Genomic DNA, 19,242 nt, shown 5'->3' with positions numbered 1-19,242 from the left:
CACTTTTCACTATTCGTTATTCACTTTTCACTATGGAAGAAACACCTCAAACAGAAGGCCAAGAGAGTATCTTGCGCCTTAGTGGCATGTATCAAAATTGGTTCTTGGATTACGCCTCTTATGTAATTCTAGAGCGAGCTGTCCCCGCCTTGGAGGATGGTTTTAAGCCTGTGCAACGCCGTATCATGCACTCCATGGACGAAATAGAAGATGGTCGCCTTAATAAGGTGGCCAATATTGTAGGGAATACCATGAAGTACCACCCCCATGGGGATGCTGCCATAGGCGATGCCATTATCCAATTAGGACAGAAAGATTTGCTCATCGATAAGCAAGGAAACTGGGGGAACGTTATCTTAGGCACCGAGGCGGCGGCCCCTCGTTATATAGAAGCACGCCTTTCCAAGTTTGCCCTTGAGGTGGTCTTCAGCCCTAAGGTGACCCAATGGCAGAAGAGCTACGATGGCCGTAATGACGAGCCGGTACACCTCCCCGTAAAGTTTCCCTTGCTCTTGGCTCAGGGTGCCGAGGGGATTGCCGTGGGGCTATCGACCAAAATATTGCCCCATAACTTCAACGAACTCATCGATGCCTCCATACAGTACTTGGAGGGCAAGCCCTTTGAGCTATATCCCGATTTCCCTACCGCTGGTATCATGGATGCTGCCGCCTATAACGATGGCATGCGCGGAGGGCGTATTAGGGTACGCGCCCGTATCGCCCAAAGGGACAAATCCACCTTGGTCATCTCAGAGATACCTTTCGGTACCACTACGGCCTCTCTGATCGAATCCATCCTTAAGGCCAATGAGAAAGGAAAAATCAAAATCGCAAAGGTAGATGACAATACCGCTGCTCATGTGGAAATATTAGTACACCTTCCTAAGGGAATTTCTCCGGATAAGACCATCGATGCCCTCTATGCCTTTACCGATTGCGAGCTGTCCATCTCCCCGCTTTGCTGTGTGATTGAGAATAACAAGCCTCACTTTATCGGAGTAAGCGATATTCTGCGCAAGAGTACCGACCGTACGGTAGAAATTCTTAAAAAAGAGCTGGAAATCAAGCTCGATGAACTGGAACAAAAATGGCACAGCGCTTCCTTGGAAAAGATTTTTATCCGAGAAGAGATGTATATCGACTTCAAAAAGTATGACAACAAAGAAGCACTCTATACCTACCTCAACAAGCGCTTTGAGCCCTTCAAGGAGCAACTCCTGCGCCCTATTGTAGAGGAGGATTTGGAACGCCTTACCCAAATCCCGATGATTCGCATCACCCGATACGACACCTACAAGGCCGAAGAAACCCTTCTAAAGATAGAAGAAAGTATAGTAGAGCTCAAAGACCACCTCTCCCACCTGATTGACTTTGCCATTGATTATTTCAAGAACCTACAAAAGAAATATGGCAAAGGCAAAGAGCGCAAAACCGAGATGCGCCCCTTCGACACTATCGAGGCTACCAAGGTAGTGGTACGCAACCTTAAGCTCTATGTCAATCGAGAAGAGGGCTTTGTAGGAACCTCTCTCAAGAAGGACGAATATGTGGGCGACTGTAGCGATATAGACGATATGATTGTCTTTACCGCTCAGGGGAAAATGATCATCACCAAGGTAACCGAGAAGAGCTATATCGGTAAGCATATCCTCCATGTGGCAGTCTTCAAGAAGAATGACACTCGTACAGTGTACAACCTCATCTACCGCAATGGCAATGACAAGATCTCCTATATCAAGCGCTTTACCGTCACCGGTATTATCCGAGACAAGGAATATGATGTAGTAGAACCGCACCCCGACTCCCAAGTACTCTACTTCTCGGCCAACCCCAATGGAGAGGCAGAGGTAGTAACGGTGATCCTTCGCCAAGCAGGTAGTGTGAAGAAGCTCAAGTGGGATATCAATTTCGCTGATATCTTGATCAAAGGCCGTAGCGTACGCGGAAATATTGTCACCAAATACGCTATCAAGCGTATCGAACTCAAGGAAAAGGGGGTATCCACCCTCAAGCCACGCAAGATATGGTATGACCCTATCGTGCACCGCCTCAATACCGAAGGCCGTGGCGAGCTATTGGGCTCCTTCAAGGGGGAAGATAGGTTGCTGCTCATTGGCAAAGATGCTATCGTCAAGACGGTCATCCCTGACCTCTCCCTACACTTTGACCCGAACCTGCTGATTATAGAAAAGTGGAACCCTGAAAAGCCGATTTCGGTCATTCACTACGAAGGAGAAAAGGAGCGCTACTTTGTCAAACGCTTCTTAGTGGAAAACCCTAACCGTGAGGAACTTGTCATCTCCGACCACCCTAAGTCACAGCTGCTTTTTGTCTCCACCCAGTGGCGTCCTATGGCCGAGGTTGTATTTACCAAGACAGGCAGAGAACGTGCCGAAAACCAAACGGTCAATATAGAAACGTTTATTGCTATCAAGGGAATCAAGGCTATTGGTAACCAACTCACCACCGAGCGTATCAAGGAGATTATTCCTTTGGAGCCACTTCCTTACGAAGAACCTCAAGCTGAGGAAGAAGCCAACGAAGACGACGAAACCACAGCACCAGAGGCAACACAACCAGACCTTTTTAGTGGTTTGGATCAGTAGTCAGTGGTCAGAAGTCAGAGACTGAATGCTACCAAAAAAGGCAGTTTGGCAGAGGTTTATAATTCAACTCATTCAGAGACAAACAAATGAAATGACTGATGGCAAAGAAAAAACGAACCTGGACAAGTCTTAGAACAGAAATAGCACAATTAGTGGTTCAATTGCAGATTTCTTCAGAGGATTTTCGCCCATTAGGGATAGATGAATGGAAAGTTGTAGAGACTCAGATTTATAAGACATTCTGTAAGCATCAAAGAGGTAGGTACTATTGGCTTTGGGAGGATTTCTCTCAAGAAGTGGTTGCTTTTGTTCCGCCCCATAATCCTGAAAATTATCTTACTGAACTTATTGATGCACAGGAAGAGATATTCTTTATCTTTACGGAATCTCAGAATGATAAGTTTTGGTTTTATGAAGGGAGGATAACCCCAGTACTTTCACTTATAGGAGAACTTCGTCATTATGATGAGTTTTATTTTGTTTCTAAGAAATACGAATGGCTTATAGCTATCAATCATCATGATGCTCTTATTGCTACAGGCAGTAAAACAGAGGCCTTGAAAAGTATTATCTCATAGAGAAAAAAACTAGCCCCAATTAGGAACCTCAATTCATCACCACGCTGGTGATGAATTGTAAAACACTGATAGCTAACAACTAATGTGAGTTCGACGTAAGCAAAATTATATTTTTTCTCCCACGGATTCCACAGATTTTCACGGAGAAAATGATACAACTAAGCGTAATTCTGTAATTTTCACCAATAAATTCTGTATACAGAATCATTGTTATAATGAGGTAATGTTCCAGATGTGTTGTTAAATATTCAATACCTTCCTAATCAGCATAATACAAAAGCCCTTTGTGAAAAGATAGCACTTTTGAGAAAACTAAATGACTATGAAAAAAGGTAATATAATAATCCTATATCAGATTGATTTAGAAATATATAAAAAAGTAAGAAAGGAAAAATACTATCATTTTTCTAAATCTGAAATCGTTGAGAAAATGCTATGGGGAGAGGTTTTAATTTTAAATGATGATAAAACTCTTTTTCATTTTCAGGCTGATTTGCTTAAATTCTTCATTGTTTTTGCTGATGATTTAGGGAAAATAGCTTCGGGAGAAGAAACAAAAAATGAGGTGTTTAGTGTGTATGATGATTATCATTTTTCCCTCAGAAGAGAGGATGAAGCGTATGTTCGTATCCTATTCAATGGACAAAGAAAGTCGTTGTTCAGCATCAAAAAATTACTGCATAAAATAGAAGCTGTAAAACAAAAATTATACAACGACTTTAAGATACTATACCCTGATTATGAGCAATTGAAAAACTTGGATTACTTGGAACGTAAACTAGTAAGCTTGTAGCTCGTGTCTATATTGTCAAAAATACCGCAAGTACTATACTATCAAAAAACTATGATTCATATCGAAATACGCCGACCTATTACCAGTTGGTAAGGAATCAATGGTGTGGTAGGGTTTTAATACATTATCCCAAAATATCGAAATACTCTGATCAAGGAGTGGGGGGAGTAATCCGCCTATTTAGGTATTAATTTTGTATATTTGCAGAAAAATAAAAGCCCTCGCTGGTGTGAGCGTTTGGCTTGTACCTATTATAAAAAATAGCGTATAACTTTTTGATGACAAAGAAGAATAAACCATATTTGTTAAAGACCTCAATTATGAAAGAACCCATTAGTTTAGATACCGCCTTACAGATTGTAGGCTCCTTAAAAGTAAGGGCTATTAAGGAAATAGATCAAGTAGGTGATCCTTATGAAAAAGAGTTACTTAGCCAAAAAATAGATATGTATTCACAGGAAGAAAAAATGCTATATGGTACTGATGATATGGCTCGCCTTTCTGTAATGGATAAAATAGTACATTATTATAGTCCCTTAATAAAGAAAATGAATGAAGTTGAATGAAATTGAAGCTATTTATCTTCTTAAAAGAGATAAATTACTTAGAGGAAAATTTTCACAAGAAAGCCCTATTGCTTTTATCTTAGGAGGGCAACCTGCTTCGGGGAAAAGTGGGTTAGCAAGGGCTATTTTACGACAATTTCCTGATAAAGACTTTCTCTTTGTCAATGGGGATATCTACAGAGAATTTCACCCAAAGGCAAAAGAACTTATAAAACACCCTGATAGTTATTCAGCGGAAACACAACTATTCTCTAACTTTTTTACAGAAGCACTTATACAAGAAGCTATTACTCACCGATACAATATCATAGTAGAAGGAACTATGCGTAATGCGGATATTCCATTGCGTACAGCCTTGGCTTTCAAAGAAAAAGGTTTTAGGATAGAAGCTTTTGCTATTGCAGCACCTGCTCTTTTTACAGAATTGGGCTTTTACTTGCGCTATCAGGAAGAAATAGACTTCCAAGGATATGGACGATTAGCCGACAAAGCTTCCCATGATAAAGCTGTAGCGGGTTTGCTCCTTTCGTTGGATCGCTTATATACTGAAAAAGCAGTAGATAAGATACATCTTTACAGCTATCAGGCGGAAAGGCATCTTATTACCTATACCTTGGCTCAGCAATGGGATATAGCTCGTTTGCCTTCAGAGGAAGTTGTAAAAGCAAGGATACAACAGTATCAAGATAAGGCACTTCGGTTGCAGCTGATAGAAAAAGCTAATACAATGAAACTTAGGATGTCCCCTTCTATAAGAGTTATTGTAGAGGAACTTATTCAAAAAATGGCTGACGACAGCCATATCCATTAGATTAGAGAATGAGCATATTGGCTGACCTCTTATAATGGAGATAAACCCTTTTAAACCCTATTTTATAACATTACTTTTCTGCTTTTGCTTTTCACTTTCTGCGCAAGAGAAGGATGAAGGCAAATATACAGAAGAGCAATTAGAAGTTTTTGGAGGCACACTTCAGGGACATGTAAAATCCGTGGAGAGAATCTATTATATAGGCGGAGAAGTATCCGAAGGGGTAGAAAAGAAAAGGTTCCCTAATGACAATGAATCCAATAGCACAAACGAACATTGCAAATATAGCTTTGACAGGGAAGGGAATATCACCGAATTCCAAACATTTGATATCTTAGGCAATGTAAAGTACAAGCAGATTTTTACTTATAATAACCTTCGGCTCCCTTCACATATCGAAAGTTTCCAATATCAGGACAAAAAGCAAGTAGCACATTCTTTGGAGACTTATGCTTATAAAGGAAAAGAAGTAGTCTTAAGGGAAACCGTTCTAAATACGAATTTTGATAAGAAAAAAACGAATGTGTTCAAGGATATTACTAAGTTCAATCACAAAGATCTAAAGGAAAGTATTTCAGGGTATGCTGGAAATAAACTACAGACAAAAATTACTTTCACTTATGATGACAAAGGAAATCTGACCCAAGAGGAATACAAAAATTTGACCAATAAAGAAGAGCATACAACTACCTATTATACCTATGATGATAAAGGACAACTTCTTATAAAGGAAAGGATAGCACTTGGAACTGTCCACTATTTTGATACCTTTGCCTATCTCTCTAACGGAAAAGTGTGGCAGAAAACTTCTTACGAAATTTACTCAGGAGAAAAAGATAAAAAGAGGAAAGAGACCATCACTTATTATACTTATGATGCAAATGGAGACCTGGTAGAAGACCAATACATCAGTATGGATGATTTCAAAGTGGTTACTTCTTATTGCTATGAGGATAAGAAATTGAAAGAAAATTATACTTATGTGCAAGAGGCGCTTAAAAGTGTTACTTTCTGGAGAGAAGAAAATGGAAAAACGACCCAGCAAGAGGAATTCTTTCCCGATGGAAAGCTACAAGGAGGTGTTTATTATTCTTATGATGAAAAAGGGAATTGTACTATGGAACTTTCCAAATACTACAACATAAGAAAGAGAACCATAGAAACTATAGGTAAAAGGATTTACAAATATGATAAGTATAACAACTGCATCTATGAAGCTAAATTTTTTAGAGATAGTTTAGAGTATCTTATAGAGAGAAACTTTACCTATTATGAATAGGTCTTAACAAGCACCAATTTGTAACTTACTCCTCAATTCATCACCACACTGGTGATGAATTGTAAAACACTGATAAACAATAACTAATGAGACATTTTATCATATTCTTCGTAACATTATTATTGGCAGGCTGTAACCTTTTCCAAAAACAACAGCCGGCAGGGGAGAGTGTGGCGAGTTTCTGGAAAGATGAAGTGTTTGTACCCGTGGAGAAGGAGTTGTATGTAACTAATTTTACAGCACTGCAATATACAGTGCCTGATATTCATAGTAATCCTAATGAGCAAGCGTATTCTTTTGGAAGACCTTTTCGAATAGAAGCGGAATCGGAGCATTTCTACAAGATAAAAAGCAATTTGGATTGGTATCTTCGCAAGGAAGATATGGGAAATTATGAGGATATTCGTTTTACTAAGGAAGTCTTAGAAGATGTTCATTTTAAAGGCAAATGGGAGGGAGAGACTTTTGTAGATGAAAAAGAGGGAACGACCCTTTCCAAATATTTTACGATTGATCAGATTTCTTATGAAGCATATCAAAAGGCAAGGAAAAATGGATACTTTCCTTTGGTGAAAGATACACTTGCCATAAAAAAGAAAGAGGGGATACTCTCACTTCCTTGTAACGATACAGTGGTTAAGCTTAAGGATGTAGAAATGACGCCTCAAGATGATTTGGAAGTCTATGAATACGAGGGAGAGATGCAGCCCATACACCAATATCTTATAGCGGGTAAGGCAGGGTATAAGTTTCTTATAGATAAAAGAACAGGTCATAAGACAGAAATAGAAAGTCACCCTTACCTTTCGCCTAATGGAAAATATATCATCACGTTAGGGATGACAGAGATGGGAGGGGCTACTGCTATTGCGCTATATAAGGTACTAAACAAAGAACCTTTTGCTATCGAATTTGTGGTATCTGCTTGGATTTCCTATTGGGTAGCCTACGAAGCATCTAAAAATAGACCTACCTTCTTTGGCAAAGATGGGAGCTTGTATGTTGCTATGGATGCTTTAGATAGTTATGAATATAATTATAAAGAGGAGGATAAGCCTTGTAAGTATTTGATAATCAAGATAAAAGACAGGTATCAGTAAATAACCAACTAATGAAACATTTTATCATATTCTTTTTAACATTGTTATCTACCAGCTGTAACCTCTTTCAGGGGCAACAGCCGGCAGGGGAAAGTGCTATAGTAGAGGAAAAGCAGCAACAAGAAGAGGTCTTTGTGCCTGTGGAGAAGGAGTTGTATGTGATTAAGGAAGGAGCTGCCAAATATAAAATTCCTGACATAAATGTTAAGGCTCAATCTCAGTATAGTTATGGAGAACCTTTATGGGTAGTAGGTGTTTCTGAACACTTCTACAAATGTAATGAAGGCAATGAAGAAGAATATATTTTAAAAGAAGATGCCGATAACTATGAGAAATTAAAACTTACTCAGGAGGAATTAGAGGAGTCTAATTTCATATTGAAAGGTAGCCAAAGAAACGCTACTTCTGGAAGTCTTTCTACATATTTATCTATCAGTCTTATCACAAAAGAAGAGTATCAAAAAGCTATTAAAAATAAGGTAGATTTCTTTATTGGAGATACACTTACTTTTCAAAAGAAAGGCAAAATACTTAGTATTGCTTGTGAAGAAGCTGTTGTTAAATTTAAAGATACTATTGGTGAACTGAGTGGAGTAGATGAAAGTTATGAATATATAGGAAGAATAGACACTTTAAATCAATATGTGGTAAGTAGCCAAGTAGGAGATGGTTATGGTGAGATTACCATAGATAAAACAACGGGAAGAAAAATTACCTTTGATCATCTGCCCTTTATATCACCCAATAGGAAACATCTCTTTATGATAACAACAGAAATTTATTCTGAACCTGACAGCTTTTCTTTGTATAGAGTAGAAAGTATCACCCCCTTTGTTTCTAAACCTATTATAACTGCAGAACTTAGCAATTGGAAGATTTATAATATAGATGAGAATGATGTTTTCTTCTCCAAAAATGGTTATTTATACGTTTCTATCAATCCCATGAATAGCTTTTTAGATAGCAAAGGAGAGCTTAACAAACAACGAATGTATATCAAGATAGGAATCAAATAATAGTTACTATGACAAGATGGATATTTTACCTTTTAGGGATTTTATGGGTAGGAAATACTTATAGTCAGCAGCGGTGTGTTACCTTTGTAGATGGAACGCAGATTTGCTTTGATGAGAAGATTCCTACTGGAGAAATTGAAAAAGTAACCTATGTTCGTAAGTCTTTTAAAGCCTCAGTAATAGGAGGTTGCTTTAAGGGAAGCCAGTTTTTTATAGATGAATATATAGCCAAACATCTTGATAAGAAGATGAGGCGTAAAGTATATGACCGTTATTGTTGTGATCCTAATGGGGATGATTTTTCCTATATCGTGAATATACGGCTTTTGAGTTCAAACAAGAAGACCATATTTTTGTAGCAGACATTTTGGGGGAAGATCTTATAAAAGCGTGTTGTGAAGGTTGCGAGGATTATGTAATGACGGCTATTGTCTTTACTTTCTATACAAAGAAAGGAAATTATAAAGACATGTTAGTAGAAAAAGGAAGCATTTCCCCCTAACCCAAAATTACTTTTTTGTGTAGAAATGAGCCCTGAGGAGAGCTGCCCTGCCATTGTTTTTGATAACAAAATATTAGAACTACTTCATAGGCTTAATGCCTGGATAGATATTGATATGTATAAATAGTGACCAATTACAAATGACAAGTGACTAATATCACACTGAATATTAGTCACTTGTCATTAGTCACTTGTCATTAGTTACTTGTCACTATTTTCGTTTTTTCTTCCACTGGGAAATGGAATCTTGATTCATTTTTACATAATCCTCATTGCCTTCTTTTTTGGCTTTTTGTAGGGAGGTTTCTGCCGCCTTGATGGCTTCTTTGGTCTTTCCTAATCGGGAGAGGATGATCGCTTGGGCACGATACATATAGTAAGGTGCATCCTTCTGCATGCTGAGGGACTTGGTAATCAGTTCGTTAGCTTTGTCGAGGTCGCCATTGGAGGTCAGTAGGTAGTTGGCGGCATCGTAGTAATCACGAGCGGAAGAAGTGGCAGTGATTTTGTCAGCGATGTTCTCCATGGACTGCTCTTGGGTTTGGGTATGGAAGGGTAGTCTCACGATCGTTTTGTCCCAACGGATGGCTATTTCCCCATCGTTATAGTTGATAGGGTTTAACTCAATGGTAAGATATTCGGTTTCCATGTAGTAAGGAGCAGGCTTGGTCTCCGCTTGTAGGGCGATTTGGCTTTCGTCCCATTGCTGAGGGAGTCCCCAGTTGTCGTTTTTCTTGTAGAAGTAGAAAGTCCACTTGCCGGTTTCGGGTTTGGTATAGAGGGCATATTTCCCCTTGGGGAGTACTTTGCCATCAATGGTGACATCTTCACTGAAGGAGATGGTCGTATTCTCATTGGCACCGGTACGCCATACACGATTGTAGGGCACCAGTTCTCCGAAGATCTTTCTACCGCGCTTCGCGGGGCGGGTGTAGCTTACTTCCACTTCGGTAAGCCCGACCATTTGTTCTATGCTACCCTTTACGCTGGGTTGGGGGAGCTTGATCTGTGCCAAGGCTTCAGAAAAGAAGCATAGCATACTGGCGATAATGAATATCTTTTTCATTTTACAGTTGTTTTTCAGGGACGGTTTGCAGCAAAAAGTATGCCAAGTTAGTTTTGAGTTTTGAGTTTTTAATTCAGAGTTTTCTACGAACAGAAGAACTATAAACTCAAAATTATGAACTCAAAACTAACTAGATACAGCTTTGAGTCCTACGACTGAGCCTATAAGAGTGGTGAGGAAGAAGAGGCGCCAGAAGGAAGCGGGTTCCTTAAAGATCCAAATTCCCACAAGAGCAGTGCCTACGGCTCCGATACCTGTCCATACGGCATAGGCAGTACCTAAGGGAAGGTGTTGGGAAACCTTCATCAGTAGGGACATGCTCACAAAAGTGCAGCCCAAAAAACCTCCGTACCATAGGTACATCGTGGTACCTTGTGTTTCTTTTCCTTTGCCAAGGCAGAAAGTAAAAGCGACCTCAAAAAGGCCTGCTATAATGAGTAAAATCCAATACATAATTTTGAGTTTTAAGTTTTTAATTTTGAGTTTTGAGTTATGGGGGCTATTCCATTCTCATAAGGCATTCTTTTAATCTTTGTAGGAGATTTGGAGCTGCGATACAGTCGGCAATGCTTAGATTATCTAAAGCAGGCACAGGCTGTGTGATGACAGAGGGGCTGCATACTTACAAACTGATTCCAAGCCCAATCGCCTGAATAATAGTTTTCTAAATGATGGTTCATCTTTAAAAATTAAAAGTTGAGAAACAAACTATTCAATGATTACCTTTTGTCCTTTGCTCCAAAAATGTTCTATAATAGCCTGTAATATAGTCTCTTGTTCCACATAGGAAAGTGTATTATCTATGGAATTACGATAGATAATGTAACTATAGGCGTTTCCCTCAGTTAGTAAAAGACCCTCACCTAAGATATTGTAATACTGACCTTTGTAAGATATGGTGATCTGTCCTCTTGTGATTTTTTCTATTTTGACCATTACATATTTTGATGAATTGTTTCCTAAACTAACGTGAGTTCGACATAACGAAAGCTCCCACGGATTATAATAAGACCTTTGGTTTTATCTCAGACTAGAGCCATAGGGGCTGCTTATAATGGGCGCGAGCTGCAAGAAGCGAACTAGTGAGGGGATTTCTAATATTGTATTTCCCCTATTTCGGGAAAGCGCTCTAAGAAAGTTTTGGTCTCTTTCATAGTCTTTAGCTTAATGGTGATATGCTCCAACAGAGGGAATGCTTCCGGAGAGAGCCAAGCCAAATCCGCTAATGAAAATGAATTAGTAGCGATACGCAAACTTTGTAATTGGTTTGCTTCTCTAATGCTAAGAATATCAGTAAGAAGCTTCATATTTATCAATGAAAGGTATCTAAGTTCTTTCAAAGGGGCAAGATGGGGAAGCTTAGTGACTTTATTGGCTCCACAAAACGAAAGACTTTCCAAGTATTTTAAGCCTGATATAAAACTAATATCCTCCAACTTATTGCTATTGAGTATCAGTAGGTTTTTCAAATTAGGCATTTTCTTATCAAGGTCAGTACTTTGTAAGCCTTGTACTTCCAAGGATTCCATAGTAGGTATGGGTTGGAGCAAATCCGTTTGCAAGTCTCTTACATTCATTTTCTTTAAAGATTGTAAGAGGGACAGCTCTTGGTGTTGCTTTTTAGTGAGTGGAAGCTCTAGGCTAATCCTTTCTAATTGGGGGCAAGCCTGCAAGGGAGCCAGACTGATATTTTTATCATAACAAAGCATTAGATCCAATTCTTTCAGATTCTGGAAATGTTCGATACCTTTGAGCGAGTCGAATCCCTTGTCTCTATTGCTGATAAATACTTGTTCTACTTGGCACACCGTTTTGAAATCCTCTATATTTATCCAAGCCTCTTGATTACTATCTCTTAAAAGTTGTAGTATAAATACAGACTTATGAGGTAGTGCTACTACTTCGGCTAATATTTGTAGCTTTTCAGGTAGGGGAGGTGCCTCAAAACACAGTCTGATGGTATGATTCTCTATTTCTTTCAGTTGCCAGATAGTTTCATTAGTGGCATTATTTACCTCTAACAAAGCGAGCGCCTCTCCATTGTAATGTGAATAAAATCGGATTTCTTTGTGCATGATATTTTTGAGAATTTATTCTATGTCATTTTAAACTATTTTTAGCTTCTTCTAATAGTTCGATAAAGGTATTGTATTCTACCTTATGGGTTATTATTTCCTCATTGCTTCGATTGGTGGTAGGCGTTTCTACGAAAAAATTATGATCCTCATCGTAGCTAACAAGCGCGATATATTTGCCATCAATATAGATTTCAGCGACCAAATTGTCATAATTACTATCGCTACTTATGAGTATTTCTTTCTTCATTGGTTTTATTTTAGGCTATTGATCAGTTCTTTTTCTTTTTGGCTAAGATGTTCTACTTCAGGGATATAGCTGGGGTTAGGCTGGTACCAATCTTGTTTGTTATAGAAGGCTTGTAGCGCTTTGTCCTTAAAGATATAGCCGCGGCGGGCGAAGGGGAGGTTGCGTAGGCGGCGCTTTTCTTCGTCTGTTTTTCCTTCGGATATATCTTTGAAATTGGGTAGGTCAATGGTAAAGGGGTAGTCAATAGGGAAGCCCGCACTCTGATGTACCCATAGTGCCCAATCACAGATATGGAGTTCGCCCTTGGGGGTAAAGTTCTTCTTCTGGAAAAGGAGCAATCCCTGTTGTACATAGAAGTTGGTAGTATTCAGGTCAGTACCGTCTCCTGGGCCTTTGTGGGCTGTTTCGGTGATCTTGCCTACACCGCTGAGAAGCCATTCTCTGCCGCTTTTGAAAAAGGTATGTTCTATGGAGGCGGTTTGGAAAGCGCCCATATCAATGATGAGGGTAAAGTCGTCTATACGCTTGTTCGCCCAGCGGTTGGCAGCAGTAAGGATATAGTCAAAGTGGTAGTTGTAGGCGATGCCGCCAGAGATGTTGTATTTGTAGGTATGCTTGAGGATATTGACCCCCTTTTTGAACTTGGCTTTGAAGTGGTAGACATACCTGAAATCAATATCGTTACCGTCCTTATTTCCATCGAAGGTGTTGAGGTCTATGCTCTTTATTTTTCCGCCTTTTGCATAGAGGGAATCGGTTACGTAGGAGATTTGGTAGGGAAGGAAGGCATTGTTGAGGTTTACCGTAAAATCAAACATATAAGGGTGGTGTCCGTTCTTAGGGGCACCATCTACATCGCCACTGGGGCTTTCCGCCTCAAAGCCTACGGTGATTTCTTTGTCCTCCTTGGGGTTGAAGAACTCGTAATAGACGGAGACTTCTATATAATTGTTTTGTATCTTCTTGAGATATAGAATCTCCTTTTGTACGGAAATATCGGTTTCCATGATAGGGACTAAGTGATTGCCCGAACCGAAAAAAGCCCCATCATTGGCATAAAGGGCAGTGCTTAATAAGAGTAAAAACCACTTCATAAGTTTTGAGTTTTAAGTTTTGAGTTTTGAGTAGTTGGATAGGGACAAAGGTAAGGATAATTTAGCAAATAGTCAATTAGTAATTAGCGATTGATTTGTATTAATAACGCTAATCAATAGTTAAAATAATATACTTTACATAGTAATTTATTGATATTCAGTATATTTTTTTCTACATCCCCTTCACATACTCCGCTCTCGCGGACTTCCCTCAAGGGGGGAATTGGACACCGTTGAACTATCATGCTGGTTTTCAGTATATTTAGGTTAGACTTTCACCACTCTGATTGATACCAATCTGCTATTCCCCCTTTGAAGGGGGCTAGGGGGATGTAATTATAAATTATTGACAATGATTTACTTACAACTTTTGTAGATGTATATATTTCTAGTTCATTAACTATTGATTCGCATTAATAGCAGAGAACAAAAGATAAACAGTAGACGTTTCAGGGGTTAGTATAACATTTAACATAAACAAAAGCTAAACTTCTATTTAGATTAAATATAAACCGCTATCTTTGTGCCGTTTTTAGTTATATAAAAGTGTTCTTTATGAAAAAGAAAACACAAATGCTTGGTAAGTTGCTATTGACAACGATGGTAGCGCTTACTATTTCTGAGGTAAATGCTGCTAATTTTGCAGTTCCTTACAGTACTATAGAACAGGTACGAGACCTCCAAGTAGAAGGACGTGTGGTAGATGCTCAAGGAGCGCCACTCTTTGGAGTGAATGTTCTTGTAAAAGGCTCTCAGCGTGGAGTTGCTACCAACAAAGATGGTTACTATTCTATCCGTGTGGATGAGAATGATGTGCTGGTCTTCAGATCCTTAGGCTACCATACTCAGGAAGTATCGGTACAGGGACGTAGCACTATTAATGTACAGCTGAAGGTTGCTCAAGAGGAACTCTCTGAGGTAACAGTTACCTCTACCGGGATCAAGCGAAATATCAAGGATTTTGCTGGTACGGTAAATGTGGTTTCAGCTGCCCAGATTCGAGAATTGGCCATTCCAGCAGTAGGGGATGCGGTACGCTTTATGCCTGGGGTCAATTATATTGATGAGGATGGCCGTGGCCTACGTCCAGGTATTGGCTTGCGAGGTATAGACCCGGCTCGTAACAGCAATACCTTGGTAGTGATAGATGGGAAAATTCCGATTGGGCAGAGCTATTCTGATATGGGGGGCTACTATATGATGCCGGTAGGCGCTATCGAAAGTGTAGAGGTAATCAAAGGAGCCTCTCCAGCACTTTATGGAAGTGGTAGTATAGGTGGGGTGGTGAATATCATCACCAAGAAAGGTGCCGCTCAGCCTTATACGAACCTTAATCTCCAATATGGAAACCATAATGCCTTCAATATAGGGGTCGAAACGGTAGGTAGTACCAACGAAGGCGCAATGAACTATTATGCGGGCTTCCATCGTCGTCAGGGAGATGGCTTTAGAAAATCACGCAGCTACTATGCTGTGAACGACTTTACCGGAAATGTTACTACTAAGGTAGGTGAAAAGAACGAATGGCGCTTCTTCGTTAATGGCTTTACCGAGTACTCAGAAACCCCAGGAGGGCTTAGCCAAGCCCAATGGGATGCTGATCCAGAACAATCAGTGAATCCTCATGACTTCTTTGAAGCTCGACGCTTTAGCACAGCTATTTCTTACAAACGCCTATTTGATGAGAATAACTCTCTTACTACTTCTATTTATGGAAGTTATCTCAAGCGTGACTGGTGGCTTGACAACCGCAATACAGACCCTGCTAAGCGCAAATTCACCTCTGCTTTACGAGATATTCCTTCATTGGGACTCTTCTCCGATTATGAACGTACCAATACACTCTTTGGTAAGGAGAACAAATTCTTGGCAGGAGTACGTTTACATACTGATATTACCCATGATGTATCTGTAGCAGGTGATAAAATAGGGGTGAAAGAAGGAAAAACCAATGCTAATTCAGCCAATACAGTAGTAGTTGCCGAAGGTTATGTGTTTGATGAGTTCCATATCACCGATAAGTTCTATGTGAACCCTGGCTTACGCTATACCTTCGTGAATTATGACAAAGAGGATTACTTCCGTAATCAGTGGGATAATAGTAATGAAGATGCCTTTATCTACTCTTTAGGGTTATTCTACAAGTTCTCTGATGACTATCGTGCATACTTTAGTTATTCCAAAGGATATAAAATGCCACAAATTCGTGATGCCTTTGTAACTAATGGTGATTTGGATGCGGAAAAATCCAACAACTATGAATTGGGCTTACGTACTCAACCTACTGACTGGTTGGAAGTGGAATTAGCTGCTTATATTTTGGATTTTGATCACAAGATATTCCGTGAAGGAGGCTTGCTTAACAACGGAGGTAAGGCACTGCACCAAGGAATAGAAGTCAGTGGAGCTATCTATCCTATAGAAGGCTTGAAACTTTATGGAAGTGGTGCTATCCAGAGAGCAACCACAGAATACGGCATGTATAAGGGTAATAGACTGCCTTATGCACCACGCTATACAGCTACCGCAGGGGCTAAATATCAGTTGGAACTTGGAGGGGGTACCCTTACTCTCAACGGCTATGGAAACTTTGTAAGCTCTCAGTTCTCGGATCAGAAAAACACCTTCGAAGGTTCTGCCGATGGTAATGTAGGATTGATTCCTAAGTTCTTCTTGCTCAATGCTACCGCCAACTATAGCATTAAGCAATGGAATGTGAACCTTAACGCCCTAAACCTACTTAACCGCAAGTATTTCACTACCCGCCACAGAGCTTGGGGAGGGATCATGCCAGCGGCTACGATCAGTGTATTGGCTGGAGTAGGTTACCGATTCTAAGCGAACTTTCTCTTAAATCTAACAACCCCTGCTCGCTTTTGAGTGGGGGTTATTTGTTAAATTCTGTTATAAATTGACCGTTCATGCACGAATATAAGCCTTTCATGTCTTTTTTAAGGAAAAGGGCTTGTTTGTTAAGAAAAAACAACTATTTTTGCACTGTATTAATCAATTAAAAATTAACCAGAATGAAAAAACTATTTCTCCTGGCAAGTGTAGCCTTGGTATTGGCTTCTTGCAGTAAAGATGATTCAGGGTCTAACAATAACCCCCAGAACCCCGGCCAAAGCCAACAAGGAGGCGGACAGCCCTCACAGCCTACAACTCCTACGCCGGTACCGGTTGGATTTGTAAAAACAATTAAGGAATATCAAAGAGAAGTTAGCGATAGTAGCTTGCTGAGAACCACTACTTATACTGTAGAGAACAACGTTCTTAAAGGCTGGGAAGAACTTAGAAAGGCTACTGGTAAAAAACAGACTCATATCCTTACCTATGAGGGAGCAAACCTTAAGACCTATAAATCAGTAGATGAGACAAACGGTGTAACCGAGATCTATACCTTCTTTTACGTAAATAACAAATTGGATAAGGTTACTCGTCATCGAGAAGGAGATGAAGGAACAAAGGATACCTATCAAATTACCTTGGATGATCAAGGACGCATCACCAAAAAAACCCATGTAGGCAACGAAGGTTGGGATGGACAAGCCTGGGAAGCTACCTTTACCTATACAGCTACTGGAGTGGAAATACAGAAAGCAGGAGAGCCTAAGTATACTATTACCTATACAGGAGAGAATGCAACTCGAGTAGTTCAAGAACCTTCTTTGGGAGTACCTACTAATTTCGAATATGATACTACTGTAGTAAATGATCTAAATAACCAATATATTTATTTGGTTAATATTGCAAAGCTCTTCAATAGATGGGGGATCGAAGGTTATCAGTTCGCTACTATTGATAGTCCTTTTGTAATTAATAGTAAGAATGTCGCTAAAAATGACGGTACCAATACCTACGAAATCGAAAAGAATGACCAAAACAAACCTACTAAGATTACTCAAAAACAAGCAGGAATAGCCCTACAAATAAAGGTATATAGCTACTAAGCGTTGCCATGATTTTTCTTTCTAATTAACAGAGGGCGCACCTATAAGGTGCGCCCTCTATTATTTTATTGCGTAGCGGCTTGTCATTGGTTCGGATCGCTAACTGCTAAGAACTTAATTTGGTTATTTCAAAAAAATATTCTATCTTTGTATCCTAAAACAGAATATAATCATGCTAATATAAAAAATAATAACATGGCAAACTTCAAAAAAGCTACTAAAGCCCTACATGCGGGCTATGAGCCTTTGGCTCACCAAGGGGCACAGGCAGTGCCTATTTACCAAACCTCCTCCTATGTGTTTGAAAATGCGGACGATGCAGCTGGCCGCTTTAACCTATCTGTGCCGGGCTATATCTATACCCGGTTGAACAACCCTACCAACGATGTGCTGGAGCAGCGCTTGGCTGCCATAGAGGGAGGAGTAGGAGCAGTGGTGACCTCCTCCGGAGCTGCGGCACTGACAACTACCTTCCTGACCCTCTTGCGTACAGGAGATCATATTGTGTCGTCCAACAGCCTCTATGGGGGTACCTATAACTTGCTCAATGTCACCCTGCCTCGCTTGGGGATTACCACTACCTTTGTAGATCCTAAGGAGGTGTCTCACTTTGACAAGGCTGTGCAGGAGCATACCCGTGCTATCTTTATAGAAACGTTGGGCAACCCTAAGCTGGATGTGCTGGATATAGAAGCTATAGCTAAAGTGGCTCAAAAGCACCAAATTCCTTTGATTGTAGATAATACCGTAGCGACTCCTGTGCTGCTAAATCCGATCAAGTATGGGGCTAATATAGTGGTGCATTCGCTTACCAAGTATATAGGCGGTAATGGCACCTCCCTCGGGGGTGCGATTATTGATGGGGGTAACTTTGACTGGAGTAGTGGCAAATTCCCTGAATTTACCGAGCCTTCTGCGGGTTATCATGGGTTGGTGTTGCATGAGGCCTTGGGGAACTTGGCTTTTGTGGCCAAGCTACGTATAGAGGGCTTGCGCGATTTGGGAACTGCTCTAAGCCCATTCAATGCTTTCCAGATTTTGCAGAGCCTTGAGACCTTAGCTGTCCGAGTGAAGAAGCATAGCGAGAATGCCTTAGCCCTTGCCCAATGGCTCAAATCCCAACCTGAGGTGGCTTGGGTGAACTACCCAGGATTGGAAGATAGTCCCTATAAGGCTTTGGCTGACAAATACTTACAAGGAGGACAGAGCGGTTTGGTTACCTTCGGCCTCAAAGGCGGTTTTGAGGCTGCTAAGAAGACGGTCAATAATGTAAAGATCTTCTCCTTGTTGGCCAACTTGGGCGATACGAAATCGCTGATCATTCATCCGGCCAGTACGACCCACCAACAGCTTAGCGAGGAGGCTCAAGTACTCACTGGGGTGACCCCCGATCTTATCCGTCTTTCCGTGGGCTTGGAGGATGTAGAGGACTTACAGAATGATTTGAAAAAAGCATTTAAGTGAAAAGTGAAAAGTGAAGAGTGAAAAGCGTTCTTCACTCTTCACTTTTCACTCTTCATTAAATAAGGGGTGCGCTCACCAGATGAGGCACCCCT

18 protein-coding genes are annotated in these 19,242 nt (G+C 40.2%); 12 read left to right on the top strand and 6 right to left on the bottom strand.

Translation table 11 applies throughout. From position 1 onward, the window contains the following. Nucleotides 1–32 precede the first annotated feature (32 nt). The 9 genes from HMPREF1551_RS08720 (at nt 33) to HMPREF1551_RS08680 (ending at nt 9,108) form a co-directional block, all read left to right on the top strand. On the top strand, nt 33–2,606 hold the full coding sequence (locus tag HMPREF1551_RS08720; RefSeq protein ID WP_034544552.1) for a DNA gyrase/topoisomerase IV subunit A: 2,574 nt from the start codon (nt 33–35) through the stop codon (nt 2,604–2,606). Between the two features lie 98 nt (nt 2,607–2,704). Then, entirely contained in the window at nt 2,705–3,184 is a 480-nt protein-coding gene (locus HMPREF1551_RS08715; RefSeq protein ID WP_021628743.1) for a DUF6756 family protein, read from the top strand. Between the two features lie 322 nt (nt 3,185–3,506). Continuing rightward, nucleotides 3,507–3,977 (top strand): hypothetical protein, encoded by a 471-nt coding sequence (locus HMPREF1551_RS08710; protein ID WP_155851618.1) that lies wholly within the window; start codon nt 3,507–3,509, stop codon nt 3,975–3,977. A 320-nt stretch (nt 3,978–4,297) separates the two neighbouring features. Next, nucleotides 4,298–4,543: a hypothetical protein gene (locus HMPREF1551_RS08705; protein WP_034544550.1), complete on the top strand. Its 246-nt coding sequence runs from the start codon at nt 4,298–4,300 to the stop codon at nt 4,541–4,543. After that, on the top strand, nt 4,530–5,354 hold the full coding sequence (locus HMPREF1551_RS08700; protein ID WP_021628740.1) for a zeta toxin family protein: 825 nt from the start codon (nt 4,530–4,532) through the stop codon (nt 5,352–5,354). The genes HMPREF1551_RS08705 and HMPREF1551_RS08700 overlap by 14 nt, the downstream gene beginning before the upstream one ends. A 181-nt stretch (nt 5,355–5,535) precedes the next feature. Continuing rightward, nucleotides 5,536–6,633, top strand: coding sequence for a hypothetical protein (locus HMPREF1551_RS08695; protein ID WP_231374973.1), 1,098 nt, complete (start codon nt 5,536–5,538; stop codon nt 6,631–6,633). 86 nt (nt 6,634–6,719) lie between these two features. Beyond that, nucleotides 6,720–7,733, top strand: a complete 1,014-nt coding sequence (locus HMPREF1551_RS08690; RefSeq protein WP_021628738.1) for a hypothetical protein — start codon at nt 6,720–6,722, stop codon at nt 7,731–7,733. An 11-nt stretch (nt 7,734–7,744) separates the two neighbouring features. After that, nucleotides 7,745–8,749 carry a hypothetical protein gene (locus HMPREF1551_RS08685; protein WP_021628737.1) on the top strand — a complete coding sequence of 335 codons (1,005 nt, stop codon included), beginning with the start codon at nt 7,745–7,747 and terminating at the stop codon, nt 8,747–8,749. An 8-nt stretch (nt 8,750–8,757) separates the two neighbouring features. After that, nucleotides 8,758–9,108 carry a hypothetical protein gene (locus HMPREF1551_RS08680; RefSeq protein ID WP_021628736.1) on the top strand — a complete coding sequence of 117 codons (351 nt, stop codon included), beginning with the start codon at nt 8,758–8,760 and terminating at the stop codon, nt 9,106–9,108. 354 nt (nt 9,109–9,462) lie between these two features. Here the strand turns inward: HMPREF1551_RS08680 and HMPREF1551_RS08675 are convergent, their stop codons facing one another. The 6 genes from HMPREF1551_RS08675 to HMPREF1551_RS08650 all read right to left on the bottom strand — a co-directional run bounded on the left by HMPREF1551_RS08675 (nt 9,463) and on the right by HMPREF1551_RS08650 (nt 13,736). Next, on the bottom strand, nt 9,463–10,317 hold the full coding sequence (locus tag HMPREF1551_RS08675) for a DUF2911 domain-containing protein (RefSeq protein WP_021628734.1): 855 nt from the start codon (nt 10,315–10,317) through the stop codon (nt 9,463–9,465). Nucleotides 10,318–10,443: 126 nt separating this feature from the next. Then, nucleotides 10,444–10,770: a DMT family transporter gene (locus HMPREF1551_RS08670; protein WP_021628733.1), complete on the bottom strand. Its 327-nt coding sequence runs from the start codon at nt 10,768–10,770 to the stop codon at nt 10,444–10,446. Between the two features lie 255 nt (nt 10,771–11,025). Beyond that, nucleotides 11,026–11,253, bottom strand: a complete 228-nt coding sequence (locus tag HMPREF1551_RS08665; RefSeq protein ID WP_021628732.1) for an Imm74 family immunity protein — start codon at nt 11,251–11,253, stop codon at nt 11,026–11,028. A 158-nt stretch (nt 11,254–11,411) separates the two neighbouring features. Beyond that, nucleotides 11,412–12,392: a leucine-rich repeat domain-containing protein gene (locus tag HMPREF1551_RS08660; protein ID WP_021628731.1), complete on the bottom strand. Its 981-nt coding sequence runs from the start codon at nt 12,390–12,392 to the stop codon at nt 11,412–11,414. A gap of 25 nt (nt 12,393–12,417) precedes the next feature. After that, nucleotides 12,418–12,642 carry a hypothetical protein gene (locus HMPREF1551_RS08655; protein ID WP_021628730.1) on the bottom strand — a complete coding sequence of 75 codons (225 nt, stop codon included), beginning with the start codon at nt 12,640–12,642 and terminating at the stop codon, nt 12,418–12,420. Between the two features lie 5 nt (nt 12,643–12,647). Then, the gene (locus tag HMPREF1551_RS08650; protein ID WP_021628729.1) at nt 12,648–13,736 is read right to left on the bottom strand and encodes a YARHG domain-containing protein; all 1,089 of its coding nucleotides are present in this window, start codon (nt 13,734–13,736) and stop codon (nt 12,648–12,650) included. A 555-nt stretch (nt 13,737–14,291) separates the two neighbouring features. Here HMPREF1551_RS08650 and HMPREF1551_RS08645 point away from each other — a divergent pair. The 3 genes from HMPREF1551_RS08645 (at nt 14,292) to HMPREF1551_RS08635 (ending at nt 19,150) form a co-directional block, all read left to right on the top strand. Beyond that, nucleotides 14,292–16,574 carry a TonB-dependent receptor gene (locus HMPREF1551_RS08645; RefSeq protein WP_021628728.1) on the top strand — a complete coding sequence of 761 codons (2,283 nt, stop codon included), beginning with the start codon at nt 14,292–14,294 and terminating at the stop codon, nt 16,572–16,574. Between the two features lie 188 nt (nt 16,575–16,762). Then, on the top strand, nt 16,763–17,686 hold the full coding sequence (locus tag HMPREF1551_RS08640) for a hypothetical protein (protein ID WP_021628727.1): 924 nt from the start codon (nt 16,763–16,765) through the stop codon (nt 17,684–17,686). Nucleotides 17,687–17,881: 195 nt separating this feature from the next. Further along, nucleotides 17,882–19,150 (top strand): O-acetylhomoserine aminocarboxypropyltransferase/cysteine synthase family protein, encoded by a 1,269-nt coding sequence (locus HMPREF1551_RS08635; protein ID WP_034544568.1) that lies wholly within the window; start codon nt 17,882–17,884, stop codon nt 19,148–19,150. The last annotated feature ends 92 nt before the right edge of the window (nt 19,151–19,242 follow it).

The sequence above is a fragment of the Capnocytophaga sp. oral taxon 863 str. F0517 genome (assembly GCF_000466425.1).
GTDB lineage: Bacteria > Bacteroidota > Bacteroidia > Flavobacteriales > Flavobacteriaceae > Capnocytophaga.
Note: the sequence above shows the minus strand (reverse complement) of the source record. Positions and strands in the feature narration are given on the sequence as shown.